An 18,829-nucleotide genomic window follows, 5' to 3' on the forward strand; every position below is an offset into this window, starting at 1 on the left:
CTATGGACTTCGGATTGATAGGCAGTTTCATTGGCGGCATCGGCCTGTTCCTGCTTGGCATGCGCATGATGACCGATGGACTCAAGCTGGCTGCGGGGCCGGCGCTGCGCCATATCCTCGGCCAATGGACCAGCACGCCCATGCGCGGCATCTTTGCCGGTGTGCTGATCACCTCCATGGTGCAGTCGTCCAGCGCCGTCACCGTGGCCACCATCGGTTTCGTCAATGCCGGCCTGCTGTCCCTGGTGCAGAGCGTGGGCGTGATCTATGGCGCCAACGTGGGTACCACCACCACCAGCTGGCTGGTGGCCATGGTCGGTTTCAAGATCGACGTGCGCGCCTTGGCGCTGCCCTTCATCGGCGTTGGTGTGGCGCTGCGCCTGACCGGCAGTCACAGCCGGCGCGCGGCGGTGGGCGACGCACTGGCGGGCTTCGGCCTGTTCTTCCTCGGTGTCGATGTGCTGAAGAACGCCTTCGAGGGGCTGGGACAACAGGTGCCGCTCGATGAGTTGGGCGGTGGTGGTATCGAGACGGTCCTGATCTTCGTCGGCATCGGTTTCCTGCTCACCCTGTTGATGCAATCGTCCAGCGCCTCCATCGCGCTGATCCTCACCGCCACCATGGGTGGCATGGTGCCGCTCACGGCCGCGGCCGCGGCGGTGATCGGCGCCAATGTCGGTACCACCTCTACCGCGGCGCTGGCGGTGATCGGCGCCACCTCCAGCGCCAAGCGCGTGGCGGCGGCGCATGTGCTGTTCAATGTGCTGGTGGCGGCGGCGGCGTTGCTGATTCTGCCCGTGATGCTCAAGGCGGTAGACGCCACTGCCCATATCCTCGCGCTGGAGGACAGCCCGGCCATCACCCTGGCGCTGTTCCATACCGCCTCGAAGCTGCTGGGCGTGGCCCTGATGTGGCCGCTGACGCCGCGGCTGGTGGCATTTCTCAGCCGCCGCTTCCTCACTGCCGAAGAGGAACTGGGCAAGCCGCGTTATCTGGACAAGAACGTGCTGGCGACACCGACCCTGGCGGTGGATGCGGTGGCGCTGGAGTTGGCCCGTATCGGCGGCATGGCGCGCGATATGGCGCAGATGACGCTGACCGCCGAGCGCACGGCGCCGGCCAAGCTGATGGCCTCGGACAAGCTGGCCATCGCCAGCTTGGTGGAGGCAGTGGGGCAGTTTGCGGTACAGATGCAGCGCAGCACGTTGCCGGCCGAGTTCGATCAGTCTTTGCCCGATGCCTTGCGTGTGGCACGTTATTACGCCTCAGTGGCGGACCTGGCCGACAATGCGGCGCAGATGCAGGAACGCATGAGCGTGCTGCACGATGAGCCGTTGACCAGCGAAATCACTTTTTTCCGTGCCGATGCCCTGAAGCTGTTGCAGGCGGTGGATCCCCAGGGCGCAGACTATGACAGCGCGGCGGCCGATCGCCTGCTGGGGTCGATGGAGGATGCCTATCAGTCGCTCAAGGGGCATTTGCTGCGCGCCGGCAGCGAAGGGCGCCTGCGCACCGAGCAGATGGTGGAGTTGCTGGAGTTCTACAGCCGCATCCGCCGGCTGTTGCAGCAGGCCGTGAAGGGCGGGCGCTATCTGCACCGCCTGCTGGGTTTGGCAACGGCGCAGCAGAAGAAGGCAGAACCGGAGTCCGAAGTCGCGGCAGAAGCAACGCCGCCGGCTGCCGATCCACCCCCGGAAGACAAGGCGGCCTAGACCCGGTAGACACCGGTTTGTGCGATTACTTTCCCGTGTTCAGCGCCTGGCCCAGCCGCTCGCTGAAGATGCGCAGCGCCTTCACCCGGGCATAATTCTTGTCGTTGGCCTCAATGAGATGCCAAGGGGCATATTCGGTGCTGGTGCGCTCCACCATGTCATTGACCGCGATCTCGTAGGCGTCCCACTTCTCGCGGTTGCGGTAGTCCTCCTCGGTGATCTTGTACTGCTTGAACGGGGTTTTCTCCCGCTCCTGGAAACGCTTGAGCTGCTCGTCCTTGGTGATGTGCAGCCAGAACTTGAGCAACACGATGCCGTGTTCGGTGAGCAGTTCCTCGAAGTGGTTGATCTCGGCGTAGGCGCGCATCCATTCGTCCTGGCGCGCGAAACCCTCCACCCGCTCCACCAACAGACGGCCATACCAGCTGCGGTCGTAGATGGTGACGTTGCCACCGCGCGGGATGTGGCGCCAAAAGCGCCACAGATAGTGGTGGGCGCGCTCTTCATCGGTGGGTGCGGCGATGGAGATGATTTGATAGCTGCGCGCATCCATGGCCGGGATGATGCGGCGGATCAGGCCGCCCTTGCCGGCGGCATCCCAGCCTTCCAGCATCACGATGCTGGATATCTTGCGTTCGCGCGCCTGGCGCGCCAGCTCACCCAGCTCGCCCTGATACTTGGGCAACTGTAGCTTGTATTTTTCCTTGGGCAGTTCCTTGCTCATATCCAGGTTGCTGAGCACACTCACCGGTTCGCCGACCTCCGGGGCTGCGATGGGCTTGAGGTGTGGTTGCGCCGCCGGCGACTCGGTGGTGTTCTGCAGGCGGGCAGTGATGCGGTCGAGGATGTGTTGGCCGACGGTGAGGTTGCGATAGCGTGTGTCGGTAGCCTCGACAATGATCCACGGCGCGTCGCCAGTGCTGGTGTTGCGCAGCGTGCGCTCCGCCACGCGGCGGAACTTGTCGTACTGCTGCAGATGTTTCTTGTCCATGGCGGTGACGCGCCAGCGCGTGGCGGGATTTTCTTCCAGCTCCTTCATGCGTTGCTGCTGCGCCTCCTTGGACAGGTGCAGCCAGAACTTTATGATCAGGGCGCCGTCATCGACCAGGGTTTCCTCGAAGGCGTTGATACGCGTGAGGTCGCGTTCCAGCTCCGCATCGGTGATTACCTTGTTGACACGGTCGGCAATGGGCCGGCTGTACCAGGAGCCGACATACAGTCCGATCTGGCCCTTGGGGGGCAGGGCACGCCAGAAGCGCCAGTACTCCGGCCGTTCCCGTTCTTCATCGCTCATGGGGCCGAAGGCATAGGCGCGCAGCCAGCGCGGGTCGAACCAGGCATTGAGCTGGTTGATGACATCGCCCTTACCAGCGCCGTCCACGCCGGAGACCAGTACCAGCACGGGGAACTTGGCCTCCTTCAGCGCCTCCTGAATCAGCAGGAGGTTGGTGCGCAGCTCCGGTTCCCTGGCCTCGTAATCGCTCTTCTTGATCTTGTGGCCGAGTTCGGCGACTTCGAACATCGTGTTTTCCCCTGGCAGCGACGTAATGGAGTTTTACTTTACGCCGCTGCCAGGGGAGACGCCAGCCGTCCGTGGTCCGGCAATGATGGTTACGGGTGAGCTTCAGCGCGGATAGCGCGGACGCGGTTGCGCGTGACGGCTCTGGTGCGCCGCAAACTCTTCGCGGCTGATGCGGCCATCGCCGTCGGCATCGATGTCCTTGAACTCCTCGGCCTGGCTCAGCCCACGCATGGGACGGCCTTCGGCGGCACGTTCGGCGATACGCTTGTTGCGGGCCTCGACGAACTCCTGTTCGGTGATGTAGCCGTCACCATTGGTATCGAAATCCTCAAAAGTGGCCATGGCGGGGAAGGGCGGCGGGGTGGTCTGCTGGGCGGCGAGGGGAGCGGCGGCGAGCAGCAGGACTAGGGCAGTGGCAATAGTCGGTTTCATGAGGGCGGGCTCCGGTTCAGGTATTACATATAAGTATGACAGCGGGAGCGGCGCGGCGCCTTGTCTGGGATCAACATCGGGTCACGCGCTGCCGGGCTGACGCCCGCGCTTGCGCGGCTCATAAGCCACCACGGCCTTGATGATCTCGCCGTAGGGTAACGCCTCCAGGCCGCCGAAATCGGCGGCCGCCGCGCTGACCAGACTGTATACGTCGGTCACCGGCCCTTCCGCGCTCGGTTCCTGGGCCGCACGCAGGCCATGCAGCCCGCCGCACTGCACCTTGATCTCCTTGCCGTGGGGCAGGGCGCCTTCGATGTGGGTGAGCTTGAGGGCGAACAATGCCTTGGCGCGCAGCAGGGGCAACAGCGCGTGACACTGGTTCCAGGCCGCCTCGGAGCGACAGGCCATCTCCTCGCGCTCCGCGATGTTCAGCTTCTGCGCCCGCGAGCAGCCGGCGCAGCGCGCCAGTAGTGCCTTGGCGAAGACGCAGGGACGGTCGTTGTAGTCGCGGTAGGTGGCTTTGAACTCGGTTTCGTCCATTGACGGCAGATACAAGTGGCAAGGGAAAAGTTACAAGTTAAAGCCATTAGGCAGCAGGATCATTCCTTCAGTTTCTTCAGCAGCGGCTCGATGAGGTCCATGGGCAGCGGGAACACGATGGTGCTGTTCTTGTCGGCGCCGATCTCGTTGAGGGTCTGCAGGTAACGCAGTTGCAGCGATTCCGGTTGGGTGGCGAGGATGGCGCCGGCCTGGCGCAGTTTTTCCGCCGCCTGTTCCTCGCCCTCGGCCAGGATCACCTTGGCGCGGCGCAGACGTTCGGCCTCGGCCTGTTTGGCGATGGCGCGGATCATGCTCTCGTCGATATCGACATGCTTGATCTCCACGTTGGCCACCTTGATGCCCCAGGCGTCGGTTTGCTGGTCGAGGATACGCTGGATATCGTTGTTGAGCTTGTCGCGCTCGGCCAGCATGTCGTCCAGCTCGTGCTGGCCCAGTACCGAACGCAGCGTGGTCTGCGCCAGTTGCGAGGTGGCCTCGTAGAAGTTCTCCACCTGGATGATGGCCTTCTCCGGGTCGATGACGCGGAAGTAGATTACGGCGTTGACTTTGACCGAGACGTTGTCGCGCGAGATCACGTCCTGGCTCGGTACGTCCATGACGATGGTGCGCAGGTCGACGCGCTCCATGGTCTGCACCACCGGGATGATGATGATCAGGCCCGGACCCTTCACCTTCCAGAAACGGCCCAGCATGAACACCACGCCGCGCTCGTATTCGCGCAGCACGCGGATGGCCGACATCAGCAGGATGACGATGAAGCCGAGCAGCAGATAGCCGAAGTAACCAATCATGGTCTAACCCTCCTTGCCTGTGTCCCGTTCCGGCTCCACCCGCAGGGTGAGCCCCTCGCGTCCGGTGACGCGCACCTTCTGTCCCGCATGCAGCGGCGTGTCGCTGCGCGCCTGCCACAATTCGCTGTGCACGCGCACCCGGCCGTCCTCGTCGATTACCTCGCCGTGGGCGCCGAGCATCTCTTCGGCGCCGCTCACCACCGGCCGCCGGCGCGCCTTCAGCACCATGCCCAGCACCAGCACGAACAGGGCGGCGGAGAGCAGGGCGAAGGCGCCGATGAGCGGACGGGCGATGGCGAGGCCGGGGATCTCGGTGTCGAACAGCATGATCGAGCCGATGACGAAGGCCACCACGCCGCCCAGCCCCAGCACGCCGAAACTGGGCACGAAGGCTTCTGCCACCATGAGGGCGACGCCGAGCAGGATCAAGGCCAGGCCGGCGTAGTTGACCGGCAACACCTGGAAGGCGAACAGCGCCACCAGCAGGCAGATGGCGCCCACCACGCCGGGCAGGATCGAACCGGGATTGGCGAACTCGAAGATCAGGCCGTAGATGCCGATGAGCATCAGGATGTAGGCGATGTTGGGATTGGTGATGGCGGCGAGCAACTGATTGCGCCAGTCCGGCGCCACCGTCTCCAGCACGATGTTCTGGGTATTCAGCATGCGCGCACCGTCGGGCAGTTGCACCGTGCGGCCGTGCAGTTGCGTCAGCAGGTCGTCTACGTCTTTGGCGACGATGTCGATGACCTGGAGCCTGAGCGCCTCTTCCGCCTCCAGGCTGGAGGCCTGGCGCACCGCCTCTTCGGCCCAGTCGGCGTTGCGCCCGCGCAGCTTGGCCAGGCTGCGGATATAGGCCACCGCGTCGTTCACCACCTTGCGCTCCATGGCGCCGCCGGCCGGCGCCTTGTCCGTTTTGTCCTTGTCCTCGCCGGGAGCGGGCGGGGTGACGCCGGCAGGGACGATGGACACCGGTGTCGCCGCGCCCAGGTTGGTGGCCGGCGTCATCGCCGCCACATGGCTGGCGTAGAGCATATAGGTGCCGGCGCTGGCGGCGCGGGCGCCGTTGGGGTGTACATAGGACACCACCGGCACCGGCGAGGCGAGGATGGCCTTGATGATGTCGCGCATGGAGGAGTCCAGTCCGCCGGGCGTGTCCAGTCGCAGCAGCACCAGTTCCGCCCCCCCGTCGGCGGCACGGTGCAGGGCGCGCTGCACGTAGTCCAGCGTGGCCGGGCCGATGGCGCCTTCCACGTCGAGGCGCAGGCCGTGGGGCGCGGCGGCCGGGACCGGCAGCGCGGCCAGCAGCAGCAGGGGACACAGCAGGCAGATCAGGAGTCGGGACATGGCGCAAATCCGGCGAAGTGGTTACCCAAGCATAAACGTCGCACCGGAGCCCCGCCACCGAGTGCGCCGAGAGAAGGGAGTTTCGCCGCCGGGGCAGCGCGGCTAAAATGCCCGCCTCGCAACAGGGAGATAGAGCTGTGAACAAGAAAGTCGAACATGCGGTGGAAGTGATGATCTTCAACAGCCGCTGGCTGCTGGCGCCGTTTTACCTCGGCCTGGTGATCGGTATCGGCATGCTGCTGGTGAAATTCGGCCAGGAGTTCTTCCACCTGCTGCCCCATGTCTTCGAGTACAGCGAGGCCGACTTCATCCTCGCCCTGCTCACCCTGGTGGATATGTCGCTGGTGGCCAACCTGCTGCTGATCATCATCTTCAGCGGCTACGAGAATTTCGTCTCCAAAATCAATACCGCCGGCCATGAAGACCGCCCGGAGTGGATGGGCAAGGTGGACTTCTCCGGCCTCAAGGCCAAGGTGATCGCCTCCATCGTCGCCATCTCCGCCATCGAACTGCTCAAGGCCTTCGTGCACATCAGCGTCAGCAGCGACGGCAGCGCCGCCGCCTGGACCTGGACCGAGGACGACAAGGCCATTGCGTGGAAGGTGGTGATCCACGTGGTGCTGGTGATCTCGGGCGTGCTGTTCGCGGTGATGGATCGGCTGGGCGGCGCGCATGGGGGAGATGCGGGCCACTGATCGCGGTTGTCCTGTCGGACGATATTCTTTTCTCCCTTTCCGTACCCCGCCATCGTATCCCGGCCCCGAACGACTCCCTCCCCGTTTATGGGGAGGGATAGGTTGGGGGTATCTTTGCTCCACGACCGTACCGCCATTTAGGCCACGGCCATCGGTAACACCTGCGGGGTTGTGCGCTGACGCGCGTTGATTTTTCTACGGGGAACCGCCCCGCGCGGAAATACCCCGGACCGGTAGATTGGATTGCCATACGCCGTATCCCCACATGTCGCCGTAGTATGCCTGCGGGGAGGTTTGCTATAGTCCTAGGCGCACGACATGGGTGCAGGAGACAACAACAATCACTACAGGAGTTCACAATGTCGCAAGCAACATTAAAAGCACAGATTGTACCTGCCTTGATTCAGGCCTTCATCGTCTGGATTCTCCGCTTTTTTACGATTCCTTGGAGCATCTGGACAGGCACGGCGCAACGGTTGGCGGAGAAGCGCCAGGCCGCCAAGACAGAGGATAATGGCTCCAGCACGTCTGAGTTCCCAGTCTTCGAATGGTTTCGGAATGCCTGGGATGGCGCCATCTTCTTGTCGTGGTTTATCGGCGTGGTGGTGGCATTCTTCTCGATGTTTGGCGTGATGTTTTCAGCGGGTTTCTTTGCGGGGCTTGCTACCGGTGTCATGGTGCTGATTTATACATATTTCGCCGTCATTCCCATGTCTCTCCTTAAAGAGGGCTTGATCCTGATGCTGTCGATTGCGTTGAACGTCGAGCGTTTGGCCAACAAGAACACAACGGCGTCATAAGAGACTGTGCGGAGCGCATTCATTCACCATGTCCTGGGTGGATGCGCTCTGCCTATCTACCCTGCATCCCCAACATCTCCAGCGACTCCACCGCGATCTCCCTTACCTCGGCACTCTCATCCTCCAGCCGCGCCTGTAAGAACGGCACCGCCTGCGCACTGCCGCTGAGTCCCAGGTAATGACACGCATCGGCCCGCACGCTGTGGTCGCCGCTGCGGCTGAGTTCCCCCAGCGTCGGCACCAGCGCCTGCAATTCAGCGCTGCCGGCTTGCCCCTCGAACAACGCGCCGAGGCCGATGCGTACCTGCATGGGCGTGTCCGCCTTGGTGAGCAGCGGCAGCAGCCGCGCCAGCCAGTCGGGATGGCGGGCGAGTTGCTGCTCGGCGCGGTTTAGTTGACCATCGCGCAGCAGTTGTTCCAGATAGGTAGTGATGCCATCGGCGCTGGCGGCGAGTTCAGCCCAACGGCGCAGTTCCTGCGGCGTTTGTGCGCCCTCCAGCTCGAAGGGGCCGAGGCGGGTCCAGGGGGCGGAACGCACGCCGTGTTGGGCGGCGATCTCCGGGTGGACGGCGACGTTGATGACCTCCAGGCGGCCGATGCTGCCTTGCTTCACCAGTTCACCCAGCCCCTGCAAAACCACCGGGCAATGGGGGCAGCCGGGGGCGATGAACAGCAGGGCGTCGGGTGGTGTGGGTGGCATGGCGGTGTTCCTGATTTGACGGATAGGCGCGTGATTATTGCGGGTTAGTCGCGGTGTGACGGCAGTATAAGACTTTGGGACAGGGGCCGCTTGTGGAGTACACTGCGGGGCAATGACGCGGACCATTTTCCCGCCGGAGAGATATATGAGCAACGAAACCCGATCCAAAGAAGAGCAGATTTTGCGTGCGGTGAAGATGACGCTGACCGGCGTGATCAAGGATACGGCCACCCAGCCGGGCATGAAGCATCCGTTGTCCGACCGCACCATCGAAGACCTGCGCCAGTGTCTGTCGCTGATCAGCGCGCGCGAGCAGGAGCTGGCCGCCGAGGCCGGTCGCCGCATGGACATGCGGCCGCAGATGCCGGGCGACGCCAAGCCCAAGGCCGAGGTGGTGGTGCCGCTGCATCAGATCGGACGCGGCAAGAAGGAGCAGTAGGGTTACCGTTGGTCCTGCACGGCCTGTCGCTCCTGGCTCTGGTCGCGCAGGCTGCGGGCATCGTCGAACAGCTTCTGCACGCGCTCGGCGGAGTAGGGCGTGGTTGGAGCAGATGGGGCCGGCTCCACAGTGATAGTCCTGTTGCCAGAGGGTTTGCCCGTTGACGGCGCCGCCGGAAACAGGTCGGCGTTGGCAGCGGTATCGACGTTGTGTGACTCATAGGGACGGCCGTCGGGCGGCGGGGAAGAGCCGTATTGCCAGACGCCCTGCGCATCGCGCCAGCGGTAGATGGTGACGACGGCCGGTGTTGCCGCTGGCTGCAGCCGTGCGGGGAGCGCAGTGCGCAGGGCGGGTGGCAGGTCGTCTGGCGTCAGTAGCGGTTGGCCGTTGCGCAAGGGCAGTGCAAACAGCCCCACTATGGCGACGGCCAGCAGAAGCAGGAGTGCGATCAGTTTGCGCACCAGACGCATGGGTTCATCTCCGCAATACAATGTACTGAAAACATAGTATGTCTGTGCAGGATCAGGCTATGCCGTCCATCCGTTTCCGTCTCGACATTTCTCCCGAACTCTACCTGAGCTATTACCAGGGTGCCGTGCGCAGCGTCATCGCCACCGGCCGTGATGGCCGCCGGGTGCAGTTTCCGGCGGAGCGTCTGCGTCCCTTCGTCAGCCACGACGGCGTGCGCGGCGAGTTCGAGCTGGAGTTCGATGCCAACCACAAGTTCGTCGCCTTGCGGCGGGTTTGACCTCTACTTGCGGTAACGTTCCAGCGCCTGTTGCAGTTGTGGCAACTGGCGTTTGACGCAGTCGATGCCCTCGCCGATGGCCTCGCTGGCGCGGTCGAATTCCAGCAGGCCGAGCTGACCCAGTTGTGGCGACAGCAGCACGTCGGGTGGATCGCCGGCCATGCGGCTCTTGGTGATGCGGTCCTGCATGATGTTGATGGAGCTGGCTAGCACCTCGAACAGGCCGGGTGGCGCCCCGCCGTCAGCGTCGCGTTCGCGGCGCCAGGCATTGAGGGCACGCTCGCGCAGACCGCCGTTGAGCTGTTGCAGCAATTGGTCGAACAGGTCGCGGCGTCCGCTCTCTTCTGCCGGCGCGGCCTTTTTCCGTTTCGTCTTCGGTGCCAGATGGCGGCCGACGATGTCGCTGTTGAGATTGACTGCGATGATGACGTCGGCACCCATGGCGCGGCACAGCGAGATGGGCACCGGATTGACCAGTCCGCCGTCCACCAGCCAGCGTTCGTCGATGCGGGTGGGGGAGAACAGGCCGGGCAGGGCGATGGAGGCGCGCACCGCCGGCAGCAGCGGTCCCTGCTGCAACCATACCTCGTGGCCGTTGGCGAGGTCGGTGGCGACGGCGGCGAAGGGTAGGCTCAGCTGTTCGATGTTGACGTCACGGATCTTGTCGCGGAACGAGTCCATCAGGGTGACGCCCTCGATGAGTCCGCCCTGCATCTTGATGTCGAGCAGGCGCACCACGTCCCAGAAGGTGAGTGCGCGCACCCATTCCTCGAGCGCTTGCAGATTGCCGCTGGCGTGGGCGGCGCCCACCAGGGCGCCGATGGAGCTGCCGCAGACGATGTCCGGTCTGATGCCGGCGTCGGCCAGGGCGCGGATGACGCCAATGTGGGCCCAGCCGCGGGCCGAACCGCTGCCGAGTACGAGACCAATCCTGGTGGCTGTCATGGTGTTCCTTGCGGTGGAGATTTTCTGTTGCGCAGTGTAACCCTACGGCGTGTCGGTGTTAAGGAAGCTCTGAATAAGTTCAGAGCTTCCGCGGCACAGGGATGTGCCGCCATTTTCCGACGACGATAAGTCGTTGGAAAATGAAGCGAATCGAAAATGACACTTTTCGATTCGCGTGGGCTGAGAAGTCCAGGAGGGACTTATTCAGACCTTCCTTAATGTGCACCGGTGTGGGGCTTTCGGGTAACATCGCAGTCGGGCTTTCCTTCGGAGTTGGTCGTGAAACGATACGCCGCCGTTCTTACTCTCATGTTGCTATGTTGCGTGGCGGGCGCGGCGCCGCTGTACGCGGCGGCGGAAGACGATTTCGATACCTTGTCTTTCGACGACGCGCCGCTGGACGAGCCGTTCGAGCATCCGGACTGGTTCAAACTCAGTTTCCTCAATATGCGTGAGGATTTGCAGGAGGCCATCCAGGGCGGCAAACGTGGCCTCATCGTCTATTTCGGCCAGAAGCATTGTCCCTACTGCAAGATGCTGATGACGGTGAATTTCGCCAAGAGCGACATCGCCACCTACACCCGCACCCACTTCGACTTCGTCGCCACCGACATCTGGGGCGATCGCACCGTCACCGATTTTTCCGGCAGGCAACTGAGCGAACGGGAGTTTTCCGAACAGCAGCAGGCCACCTTCACGCCGACCCTGCTGTTCTTCGATGCCGGCGGCCACGAGGTTCTGCGTCTGCGCGGCTACTATCCGCCCTATCGCTTCCGCGCGGCGCTGGAGTTCGTCGCCGACGGCCATTACAAAAAGGAAACCTTCCGCGATTTTCTGGAGCGGGCCGATCCGCCGCCGCGCTTCGAGCCGGACGATCTGACTGCCCAGCCGTTCTTTACGCCGCCGCCCTATGTGCTGGATCGCAGCCGCATCGCCGGGCAGCGGCCGCTGGCGGTGTTCTTCGAGCAGGGCGATTGCCATGCCTGCGATGTATTGCACAGCGGGCCGCTGCAAAACGAGGTGATCGTCGGTCAGTTTTCCATGCTCGATGTGGTGCAGCTGGATATGTGGTCGGACACCCTGGTGGTGACGCCGGCCGGCCGCCGCACCACGGCGCGGCGCTGGGCCGATGAACTGGGCCTGTTCTACACGCCAACGCTGATCTTCTTCGATGAGCGCGGCAGGGAGATCATCCGCGTCGACTCGGTGGTCAACTTCTACCGTCTGCGCAGCGTGCTCGACTACGTGTTGAGCGGCGCCCACCAGCGCGGCCTGTCGTTCCAGCGCTGGCGGCAGAATCCGATGCCGCGCACCGATCAATAAGACGGGTTTTCTCAGCCACGGTTATGAACATCGAAGAGTTGATTCAGGTGATGGCGCGGCTGCGCGACCCGCAGCAGGGTTGCCCGTGGGATCGCGAGCAGACCTTCGCCACCATCGCGCCCTATACGCTGGAGGAGGCCTACGAGGTGGCCGACGCCATCGCCCGGGACGACATGGCGGAACTGCGCGACGAGCTGGGCGACCTGTTGTTCCAGGTGGTGTTCCATGCGCAGATGGCGCGCGAGGCCGGGCAGTTCGATTTCAACGACGTGGTGCGCGCCATCGTCGACAAGATGGTGCGCCGTCATCCCCATGTGTTCGCCGATGTGCAGGTGGCCGATGCCGCCGAGCAGACCGCGCGCTGGGAGGCACAGAAGGCCGCCGAGCGCGCCGCCAGGGCGCAGCAGGAATCTCACAGTGTGCTCGACGGCGTGGCGGTGGCGCTGCCGGCCCTGGTGCGTGCCGAAAAGATGCAGAAACGCGCCGCCCGCGCCGGTTTCGACTGGCCTGATATCCAGGGGCCGCTGGCCAAGGTGCGCGAGGAAATCGACGAGGTGGCGGCGGAGTTGCAGGCTGGGGCCGCGCAGGACAAGGTGGCCGCGGAGATCGGCGACCTGTTGTTCGCGGTGGTCAATCTGGCACGCCACGCCAAGGTCGATGCCGAGGCGGCGCTGCGCGAGGCCACCCTCAAGTTCGAGCGCCGTTTCCGCGCTGTGGAGGCCGGCCTGGGCAAGCCGCTCCACGAGGCAACCCTGGAAGAGATGGATGCCCAGTGGGAGGCGGTGAAGCGGGGCGAGGGCTGATTCAGGTCATGCCCCGATATGGTTCGCTGCACCACGCGTCGGCACCATGTTGGTGCGCAATACCCCCGCCGCCCGCGAGTACTCGGTGTTAACCCGTTGATTTTCCACTAAGGCACAACAATGGTGCGGTTCTTGCTCTCCCTTGCGGCAGATTGCCGCTACGAGGAGCCAAGATGGAAGCCAACACTGCACCAAACGATGTCCTGTTCGTCCTCCTGGGCGCCATTATGGTGCTCGCCATGCACGCCGGCTTCGCCTTTCTGGAGGTGGGCACGGTGCGCAAGAAGAACCAGGTCAATGCCCTGGTGAAGATCATCTCCGACTTCGCCGTCTCCACCATCGCCTACTTTTTCATCGGCTATGCCGTGGCCTACGGCGTCAGCTTCTACAGTGCCGCGCCGACCCTGGCCGACAAGAGCGGTTATGAGCTGGTGAAGTTCTTCTTCCTGCTCACCTTCGCCGCCGCCATCCCCGCCATCGTCTCCGGTGGCATCGCCGAGCGCGCCAAGTTCCAGCCGCAACTCGCTGCCACCTTCGTGCTGGTGGCCCTGGTGTACCCGTTCTTCGAGGGGCTGGTGTGGAACGCCCGCTACGGCGTGCAGGACTGGCTGGAGGCCAGCTTCGGCGCCGGTTTCCACGATTTTGCCGGTTCGGTGGTGGTCCACGCCGTCGGCGGCTGGATCGGCCTCGCCGCGGTGCTGCAGCTCGGTCACCGCAAGGGCCGTTACGGCAAGAACGGCGAGGTGTATGCCCATCCGCCCTCCAGCATACCGTTCCTGGCCCTGGGTGCCTGGGTGCTCACCGTGGGCTGGTTCGGCTTCAACGTGATGTCGGCCCAGGCCATCGAGGGCATCTCCGGCCTGGTGGCGGTGAACTCGCTGATGGCCATGGTGGGTGGCACCCTGGCGGCCCTGTTCGCCGGCAGGAACGACCCCGGCTTCGTGCACAACGGTCCGCTGGCCGGCCTGGTGGCGGTGTGCGCCGGTTCCGACTTGATGCACCCGCTGGGGGCACTCATCACCGGCGGCATCGCCGGCGCCCTGTTCGTTTGGACCTTCACCCTGGCGCAGAACCGCTGGAAGATCGATGACGTGCTCGGTGTGTGGCCGCTGCACGGTCTGTGTGGCGCCTGGGGCGGTATCGCCGCCGGCATCTTCGGCCTGGAGGCCCTGGGCGGCATGGGGGGGGTGAGCCTGATCTCCCAGCTCATCGGCACCGCGCTCGGCATCGTCGTCGCCTTCGGCGGCGGCCTGCTGGTGTATGGCACCCTGAAGCGCAGCATGGGCATCCGCCTGTCGGAGGAAGAGGAGTTCCGCGGCGCCGACCTGTCCATCCACAGGATCATGGCGGAGCCGGAATACGACCGCTGATCTCCTATTTTTGCGCAATGACAAAATGGGCCGCTCTGCGGCCCGTTTTGTTTGGGCGGCGCGTTGACGCATCAACATCCGAGCATTACAGTTGGGCATCAATACGTTGCCCTGGAGTGGTGCAAGATGGTGCAAATACACGGTGTTACCGCGATGGCGGGTCTGGTGCTGCTGATGGCCCTGCCGCTCCAGGCACGTGAACTGGCGCCGGGGCAGGGGTTCCGTGACTGCGACCAGTGCCCGGAGATGGTGGTGGTGCCGGCCGGCAGTGTGGCGGTGGGTGACCCGCTGGACTACGAGGACGCGGAGGATGGCCCACGTCCCGGCATCACCATTGCGCGGCCCTATGCCATCGGCAAGTACGAGGTGACCCAGGCGCAGTGGCAGGCGATGATGGGCAGCAACCCCTCCCACTTCAAGGGGCCGGACCGCCCGGTGGAGATGGTCACCTGGCGCGATGTGCAGGAGTATCTGAAGCGCCTCAGTGCGCACACCGGCAAGCAGTACCGGCTGCCCTCCGAGGCCGAGTGGGAATACGCCGCCCGCGCCGGCAGCGGTGCCAGCTATACCTTCGGCGAGGACAAGGCGCAACTCAAGCGTTACGCCTGGTATGAGGGCAATTCCGGCGGCGAGACCAAGCCGGTGGGGCAGCTGGCGCCCAACGCCTTCGGCCTGCATGACGTGCACGGCAACGTGTGGGAGTGGACCGCCGACTGCTATGGCAGCAATTACACGGATACCCTGCCGGCGGATTTCGCCAAGGAGCGCGAGGGCTTCTGCTATCGCGTCATTCGCGGCGGCTCGGTGCTCAACTTCCCCAAGTATCTCACCGCCTTCTACCGGACCTCGCTGACGCCGGTGAACTTCAACAACAACCTGGGCTTTCGCGTGGCACTGACGCTGCCGTGAGTTCGTACCGCGCTGGGCGGGGAACGGGCCGCCTCGCGGCCCGTTCCGTTTCTGCGCCGGGCATGGGTATAGTACGGAACCGACCCCGGGTCGCACTTTGCTCTCAATCCGATGCTCAAACGTCGTCTGACGCCCACCGCCCTGGCCGGCGCCATCGGCCGCCGCACCACCCAGTCCCTGCTGTATGTGGTGGACCTGACGGTATTCATCCTGCAGGCCATGCGCGGCTGGACCGGGCGCCGCGGCCTGTTCAACCGCGCCAGCTACCAGGCCGTCATCGCGCAGATGATCTTCACGGGTATCGACGCCCTGCCGGCGGTGACCCTGCTCGGGCTGGCGGTGGGCGCCGGCATCACCGCCCAGCTCATCATGCTGATCCAGGTGGTGGGCAGCGAGGCCGACGTCATCAACGTGCTGACCAAGGTGGTGGCGCTGGAACTGGCGCCGCTGCTCACCGCCATCATCGTCATCGGCCGCACCGGTTCGGCCGTTGCTGTCGACCTTGGCAATATGAAGCTGCACCGCGAGGTGGAGGGGCTGGCCCTGCTCGGCATCGATGTGCAGGATTTCTTCATCAGCCCGCGCCTGGTGGGCGTGGGCCTGTCGCAGCTGATCCTGGCGGTGTATTTCGCCGTCATCGCCGTGGTGAGCGGCGTGTTCTTCAGCGCTCTGCTGGTCTCGTTCAGCCACCTCAAATATCTGGTGGCGATCCCGCTGGCCTTCGACCCGGTCGCCCTAGTCGGCTTCATCATCAAGAATCTCATGTTCGGCCTGATCATCGGCGGCAGCGCCTGCTATCACGGCCTGCGCGTCGACATCTCGCCCACCGAGGTGCCGCAGGAAACCCAGCGCGCCATCGTCAACAGCCTGGTGCTGATCTTCCTGCTCGACGGCTTGATGGCGGTGGCGCTGTTATGACGGGCGAGGTGCTGTTGCGTGCCGAGGGATTGGTGCCCGCCGGGCTGGAGGAGGCGCCGGCGCTGGACCTGGCCCTGGAGCGCGGGCTGGTGGTGCTGGTCGGACCGGGTCGGACGCGGCTGGGTACCTGGCTGCACACCCTGGCCGGGCTGGCGCCGCCGGCGGCCGGCACGCTGCAACTGTTGGGGCGGCCGCTGGCGGGCACGGGGGCGCACCGTTGGCAGCAGTTGCGCCGCCGCGTGGCCTTCGTCACTCCTGACGTGCCGCTGCTGTCCATCATGAGCGGATTGCGCAACGTCATGCTGCCGGCGCTATACCATCGCCTGGCCCCGGAGCGTGAAGTGGAGCGGCGGGCGCAGACGCTGCTGGGCGAGATCGCCTATGATGCGGATCACGCCCTGCTGCCGGCCTATATGAGCGAATTGCAGCGCCGTCATCTGCTCATCGCCCGCTCCCTGATGCTGGAGCCGCGTGTGCTGCTGCTGGAACAGCCGCTGGCGGGGCTGGACCTGCCAGCGGCGGATCTGCTGCGCGACTACCTCATCGACAAGGTGCGGCCGCGGCTGGAGTTGATGCTGGTGGCAGCCAACGATGCCCTGCTGGCGTGCCAGGCCGACGCCGTGCTGTTCGTCGGCCGGCACAGCATAGGTCTGTTCGACAGTTGGACGGCGCTGCTGGCCAGCCCGGCGGAAGAAGTGCAGCGTTATCTAGCAATGGAGCGCCGCGCCTGTGCGGTATGGGAAGGCGCCACCGCAGGCACGATGTAGTGCAGCGGTATCGGGCAGTGTCGCTGGTGCAGCAGATATTTTTGATATAGGTAATCATGGCCGAACAACGCGTTCACTATATCCATCACCTGAGCTACAGCCTGCGCGAGCGGCTGGTGGGCGTGTTCGTGCTGGTGGCGCTGGCGGTGATCTTCGGCCTGATCTTCATCAACAGCCGTACCTCGCACCTGTTCGAGGAGCGCATTCCCTATCACGCCTACCTGAAGAATGCCCAGGGCGTGACCACGGAGTCCATTGTGAAGATTTCCGGCATCGAGGTGGGGCGTGTGTCGTCCATCGATATCGCGCCGGACAACCGCGTGCATCTGGAACTGTTCGTCTACAAGCGCTTTCAGAACCTGTTGCGCTCCGACTCGCGTGCCTCGCTGTCCAAGCTGTCGGTATTGGGCAAGGCGGTGATCGACATCTCCGCCGGTTCGGTGGCGGCGCCGTTGCTGCCGGAAGGGGCCACGCTGAATATCGAGGAGCCCAAGTCGCTGGACGAATTGATCGCCGATCTGGCACCGGTGATGGAGAAGGTGGCGCAGATCGTCGATGGCGTCGCCACCCTGGTGCAGGCGGTGGAGCCGGGCGACGTGACCACCACCTCGCGCGAAATGGCGCGCACTCTGGAGAGCATGCGCATGATCAGCGAGCAGATCGCCGCCGGCAAGGGCGCCTTCGGTCAGGCGGTATTCAGCCCGCAGGTGGAGCAGCACGTCACCGGTTCGCTGGCCAATCTGGAGGCGGTGCTGCGCAGTGCCGATCAGCGCCTGGCCGAGATGGCGCCGCTGCTGGCCAATGCCGGCGCCATCACCGATGAGGGCCGCACCACCACGCGTGAGTTGTCGGCGCTGGTGGTGGAGGCCAAACAGCTGGTCAATCAGATGAACACCGCCATGGGTACCGTCAACGTCGAATTGCAGCAGTTGCCGGAACTGGTCAGCCGCATGAAGCTGCTGATGGACTCCACCGACCGCACCCTGCAGGGCATGCAGCGCATCTGGCCGCTGTCCTCCGCCGTGCCGACGGCCCGCGACGATACCGTGATCGAGGCACAGCCGGGCAATGACTAGGCACCTGCTGCTCCTCGCCTTGGCCTTGCTGCTCGCGGCCTGCGTCAGCCCGCCGCAACAACGCCCCGCCGCGCTGGTGCAGGGCGAGCGCTATCTGGCGATGGGCGTGCAGTCCTTCCGCGCCGACGATTACGCCGGGGCCGCCAATCATTTCACCCAGGCGCTGGCTCACTACCAGGGGCTGGATCATCAGGAGGGCATGCTGCACAGCCGTATCAACCTGGCCGAAACCGCGCTGGCGGTGGGCAATGCGGCGGCCGCCGAACGCCACCTGCAGGCGGCCCGTCTGCTTGCCGGTGGCGAGGGCAACCCGCGGTTGCAATTGCTGCACTCCTCCGCCGCGCTGCGCCAGGGACAGCATGACGCAGCGGTGGACATGTTGACGCCATTGCTGGATGGGGTGCCGCGGCGCGACGCCATCTACCGCAGCGCCCTGGCCAATCGGGTCGATGCCGCACTGGCCCGCGACGAGGCCGGGGTGGCTGCCTGGGTGGAGCGCTACGCCGCCGCGCTGCGCGGTGACGATGTTCCGGCCTTCACCGCCCGTCTGTACCGTTTCCAGGGCGAGCTGGCGCGCCGCGGCGGCGACTACTCCGGCGCCGAGGGCCTGTTGCAGCAGGCGCTGGAACTCTACAAGGCCATACCTTCCCGTCCCGGCACCGCTGCGACGCTGGAGGCGTGGGGCACCCTGCTGATGGAGCAGCAGCGCTGGGCAGAGGCCGAAGACCGCCTGCAACGCGCCCTGCACATTCGCCTGTGGCTATTGGACCGCCGCGACACGGCGGTGGGTCTGCAGCGCCTTGCCGCCATCAGTGACGCCACGGACCGCCCGCAGCGCGCCGCCGCCCAGCGCCGCTGGGCCGAGATCGTCGCCGGCGACGGCCGCCTCGACTGGGGCGCGTTACAGCGCGAAGTGCTGCCCCGGTAAAACCCCAATAAATGACACCGGGCCGGGTTGGTTATAAAATGAG

21 protein-coding genes are annotated in these 18,829 nt (G+C 64.7%); 13 read left to right on the forward strand and 8 right to left on the reverse strand.

Annotated elements, in window-relative coordinates; all coding sequences use genetic code 11:
* Nucleotides 1-2: 2 nt before the first annotated feature.
* Nucleotides 3-1,712, forward strand: a complete 1,710-nt coding sequence (locus tag ACMV8A_RS02635) for a Na/Pi cotransporter family protein (protein ID WP_495324177.1) — start codon at nt 3-5, stop codon at nt 1,710-1,712.
* Nucleotides 1,713-1,737: 25 nt separating this feature from the next.
* Here the strand turns inward: ACMV8A_RS02635 and pap are convergent, their stop codons facing one another.
* The 5 genes from pap to ACMV8A_RS02660 all read right to left on the reverse strand — a co-directional run bounded on the left by pap (nt 1,738) and on the right by ACMV8A_RS02660 (nt 6,365).
* On the reverse strand, nt 1,738-3,234 hold the full coding sequence (gene pap, locus ACMV8A_RS02640) for a polyphosphate:AMP phosphotransferase (protein WP_495324178.1): 1,497 nt from the start codon (nt 3,232-3,234) through the stop codon (nt 1,738-1,740).
* A 102-nt stretch (nt 3,235-3,336) separates the two neighbouring features.
* Nucleotides 3,337-3,666 (reverse strand): EF-hand domain-containing protein, encoded by a 330-nt coding sequence (locus tag ACMV8A_RS02645; RefSeq protein WP_495324179.1) that lies wholly within the window; start codon nt 3,664-3,666, stop codon nt 3,337-3,339.
* An 81-nt stretch (nt 3,667-3,747) separates the two neighbouring features.
* Complete coding sequence (locus ACMV8A_RS02650) at nt 3,748-4,206, reverse strand: hypothetical protein (RefSeq protein WP_495324180.1); 459 nt, start codon at nt 4,204-4,206, stop codon at nt 3,748-3,750.
* Between the two features lie 59 nt (nt 4,207-4,265).
* Nucleotides 4,266-5,018 (reverse strand): slipin family protein, encoded by a 753-nt coding sequence (locus ACMV8A_RS02655; RefSeq protein WP_495324181.1) that lies wholly within the window; start codon nt 5,016-5,018, stop codon nt 4,266-4,268.
* Nucleotides 5,019-5,021: 3 nt separating this feature from the next.
* Nucleotides 5,022-6,365 carry an NfeD family protein gene (locus ACMV8A_RS02660; RefSeq protein WP_495324182.1) on the reverse strand — a complete coding sequence of 448 codons (1,344 nt, stop codon included), beginning with the start codon at nt 6,363-6,365 and terminating at the stop codon, nt 5,022-5,024.
* 170 nt (nt 6,366-6,535) lie between these two features.
* Here ACMV8A_RS02660 and ACMV8A_RS02665 point away from each other — a divergent pair, with 170 nt between their 5' ends.
* The gene (locus tag ACMV8A_RS02665) at nt 6,536-7,060 is read left to right on the forward strand and encodes a TIGR00645 family protein (protein ID WP_495324312.1); all 525 of its coding nucleotides are present in this window, start codon (nt 6,536-6,538) and stop codon (nt 7,058-7,060) included.
* A 359-nt stretch (nt 7,061-7,419) separates the two neighbouring features.
* Nucleotides 7,420-7,860, forward strand: a complete 441-nt coding sequence (locus ACMV8A_RS02670) for a hypothetical protein (RefSeq protein ID WP_495324183.1) — start codon at nt 7,420-7,422, stop codon at nt 7,858-7,860.
* 52 nt (nt 7,861-7,912) lie between these two features.
* On the opposite strand, the gene ACMV8A_RS02675 is transcribed toward ACMV8A_RS02670, so the two are convergent.
* Nucleotides 7,913-8,560, reverse strand: a complete 648-nt coding sequence (locus tag ACMV8A_RS02675) for a HEAT repeat domain-containing protein (RefSeq protein WP_495324184.1) — start codon at nt 8,558-8,560, stop codon at nt 7,913-7,915.
* 145 nt (nt 8,561-8,705) lie between these two features.
* On the opposite strand from ACMV8A_RS02675, the gene ACMV8A_RS02680 reads away from it, so the two are divergent.
* Complete coding sequence (locus ACMV8A_RS02680) at nt 8,706-8,999, forward strand: segregation and condensation protein A (RefSeq protein ID WP_495324185.1); 294 nt, start codon at nt 8,706-8,708, stop codon at nt 8,997-8,999.
* A gap of 2 nt (nt 9,000-9,001) precedes the next feature.
* Here ACMV8A_RS02680 and ACMV8A_RS02685 read toward each other — a convergent pair whose 3' ends face one another.
* Nucleotides 9,002-9,460, reverse strand: coding sequence for a DUF4124 domain-containing protein (locus ACMV8A_RS02685; RefSeq protein WP_495324186.1), 459 nt, complete (start codon nt 9,458-9,460; stop codon nt 9,002-9,004).
* Nucleotides 9,461-9,528: 68 nt separating this feature from the next.
* On the opposite strand from ACMV8A_RS02685, the gene ACMV8A_RS02690 reads away from it, so the two are divergent.
* Nucleotides 9,529-9,747, forward strand: coding sequence for a DUF2835 domain-containing protein (locus tag ACMV8A_RS02690; protein WP_495324187.1), 219 nt, complete (start codon nt 9,529-9,531; stop codon nt 9,745-9,747).
* A 3-nt stretch (nt 9,748-9,750) separates the two neighbouring features.
* On the opposite strand, the gene rssA is transcribed toward ACMV8A_RS02690, so the two are convergent.
* Complete coding sequence (gene rssA, locus ACMV8A_RS02695) at nt 9,751-10,692, reverse strand: patatin-like phospholipase RssA (protein WP_495324188.1); 942 nt, start codon at nt 10,690-10,692, stop codon at nt 9,751-9,753.
* A gap of 279 nt (nt 10,693-10,971) precedes the next feature.
* Here rssA and ACMV8A_RS02700 point away from each other — a divergent pair, with 279 nt between their 5' ends.
* From ACMV8A_RS02700 to ACMV8A_RS02735, 8 genes are all read left to right on the forward strand, one after another.
* A complete protein-coding gene (locus ACMV8A_RS02700) occupies nt 10,972-12,015 on the forward strand; it encodes a thioredoxin family protein (RefSeq protein WP_495324189.1) in 1,044 nt (347 codons plus the stop codon).
* A 23-nt stretch (nt 12,016-12,038) separates the two neighbouring features.
* Entirely contained in the window at nt 12,039-12,818 is a 780-nt protein-coding gene (gene mazG / locus ACMV8A_RS02705) for a nucleoside triphosphate pyrophosphohydrolase (RefSeq protein WP_495324190.1), read from the forward strand.
* Nucleotides 12,819-12,991: 173 nt separating this feature from the next.
* Nucleotides 12,992-14,188 (forward strand): ammonium transporter, encoded by a 1,197-nt coding sequence (locus ACMV8A_RS02710; RefSeq protein ID WP_495324191.1) that lies wholly within the window; start codon nt 12,992-12,994, stop codon nt 14,186-14,188.
* Between the two features lie 126 nt (nt 14,189-14,314).
* Nucleotides 14,315-15,097, forward strand: coding sequence for a formylglycine-generating enzyme family protein (locus ACMV8A_RS02715; RefSeq protein WP_495324192.1), 783 nt, complete (start codon nt 14,315-14,317; stop codon nt 15,095-15,097).
* Between the two features lie 111 nt (nt 15,098-15,208).
* Complete coding sequence (locus ACMV8A_RS02720) at nt 15,209-16,015, forward strand: MlaE family ABC transporter permease (RefSeq protein WP_495324193.1); 807 nt, start codon at nt 15,209-15,211, stop codon at nt 16,013-16,015.
* On the forward strand, nt 16,012-16,782 hold the full coding sequence (locus ACMV8A_RS02725) for an ATP-binding cassette domain-containing protein (RefSeq protein WP_495324194.1): 771 nt from the start codon (nt 16,012-16,014) through the stop codon (nt 16,780-16,782). The genes ACMV8A_RS02720 and ACMV8A_RS02725 overlap by 4 nt, the downstream gene beginning before the upstream one ends.
* A gap of 56 nt (nt 16,783-16,838) precedes the next feature.
* Nucleotides 16,839-17,858: an MlaD family protein gene (locus ACMV8A_RS02730; protein WP_495324195.1), complete on the forward strand. Its 1,020-nt coding sequence runs from the start codon at nt 16,839-16,841 to the stop codon at nt 17,856-17,858.
* A complete protein-coding gene (locus tag ACMV8A_RS02735) occupies nt 17,851-18,786 on the forward strand; it encodes a tetratricopeptide repeat protein (RefSeq protein WP_495324196.1) in 936 nt (311 codons plus the stop codon). The genes ACMV8A_RS02730 and ACMV8A_RS02735 overlap by 8 nt, the downstream gene beginning before the upstream one ends.
* The last annotated feature ends 43 nt before the right edge of the window (nt 18,787-18,829 follow it).

The sequence above is a fragment of the Sulfurivermis sp. genome (assembly GCF_059410345.1).

Bases quoted from the DNA above. Each gene is read 5' to 3' on its own strand.
- ACMV8A_RS02635 (WP_495324177.1), top strand. From the start codon at position 3: ATGGACTTCGGATTGATAGGCAGTTTCATTGGCGGCATCGGCCTGTTC.
- pap (WP_495324178.1), bottom strand. From the start codon at position 3,234: ATGTTCGAAGTCGCCGAACTCGGCCACAAGATCAAGAAGAGCGATTAC.
- ACMV8A_RS02645 (WP_495324179.1), bottom strand. From the start codon at position 3,666: ATGAAACCGACTATTGCCACTGCCCTAGTCCTGCTGCTCGCCGCCGCT.
- ACMV8A_RS02650 (WP_495324180.1), bottom strand. From the start codon at position 4,206: ATGGACGAAACCGAGTTCAAAGCCACCTACCGCGACTACAACGACCGT.
- ACMV8A_RS02655 (WP_495324181.1), bottom strand. From the start codon at position 5,018: ATGATTGGTTACTTCGGCTATCTGCTGCTCGGCTTCATCGTCATCCTG.
- ACMV8A_RS02660 (WP_495324182.1), bottom strand. From the start codon at position 6,365: ATGTCCCGACTCCTGATCTGCCTGCTGTGTCCCCTGCTGCTGCTGGCC.
- ACMV8A_RS02665 (WP_495324312.1), top strand. From the start codon at position 6,536: ATGATCTTCAACAGCCGCTGGCTGCTGGCGCCGTTTTACCTCGGCCTG.
- ACMV8A_RS02670 (WP_495324183.1), top strand. From the start codon at position 7,420: ATGTCGCAAGCAACATTAAAAGCACAGATTGTACCTGCCTTGATTCAG.
- ACMV8A_RS02675 (WP_495324184.1), bottom strand. From the start codon at position 8,560: ATGCCACCCACACCACCCGACGCCCTGCTGTTCATCGCCCCCGGCTGC.
- ACMV8A_RS02680 (WP_495324185.1), top strand. From the start codon at position 8,706: ATGAGCAACGAAACCCGATCCAAAGAAGAGCAGATTTTGCGTGCGGTG.
- ACMV8A_RS02690 (WP_495324187.1), top strand. From the start codon at position 9,529: ATGCCGTCCATCCGTTTCCGTCTCGACATTTCTCCCGAACTCTACCTG.
- rssA (WP_495324188.1), bottom strand. From the start codon at position 10,692: ATGACAGCCACCAGGATTGGTCTCGTACTCGGCAGCGGTTCGGCCCGC.
- mazG (WP_495324190.1), top strand. From the start codon at position 12,039: ATGAACATCGAAGAGTTGATTCAGGTGATGGCGCGGCTGCGCGACCCG.
- ACMV8A_RS02710 (WP_495324191.1), top strand. From the start codon at position 12,992: ATGGAAGCCAACACTGCACCAAACGATGTCCTGTTCGTCCTCCTGGGC.
- ACMV8A_RS02715 (WP_495324192.1), top strand. From the start codon at position 14,315: ATGGTGCAAATACACGGTGTTACCGCGATGGCGGGTCTGGTGCTGCTG.
- ACMV8A_RS02720 (WP_495324193.1), top strand. From the start codon at position 15,209: ATGCTCAAACGTCGTCTGACGCCCACCGCCCTGGCCGGCGCCATCGGC.
- ACMV8A_RS02725 (WP_495324194.1), top strand. From the start codon at position 16,012: ATGACGGGCGAGGTGCTGTTGCGTGCCGAGGGATTGGTGCCCGCCGGG.
- ACMV8A_RS02730 (WP_495324195.1), top strand. From the start codon at position 16,839: ATGGCCGAACAACGCGTTCACTATATCCATCACCTGAGCTACAGCCTG.
- ACMV8A_RS02735 (WP_495324196.1), top strand. From the start codon at position 17,851: ATGACTAGGCACCTGCTGCTCCTCGCCTTGGCCTTGCTGCTCGCGGCC.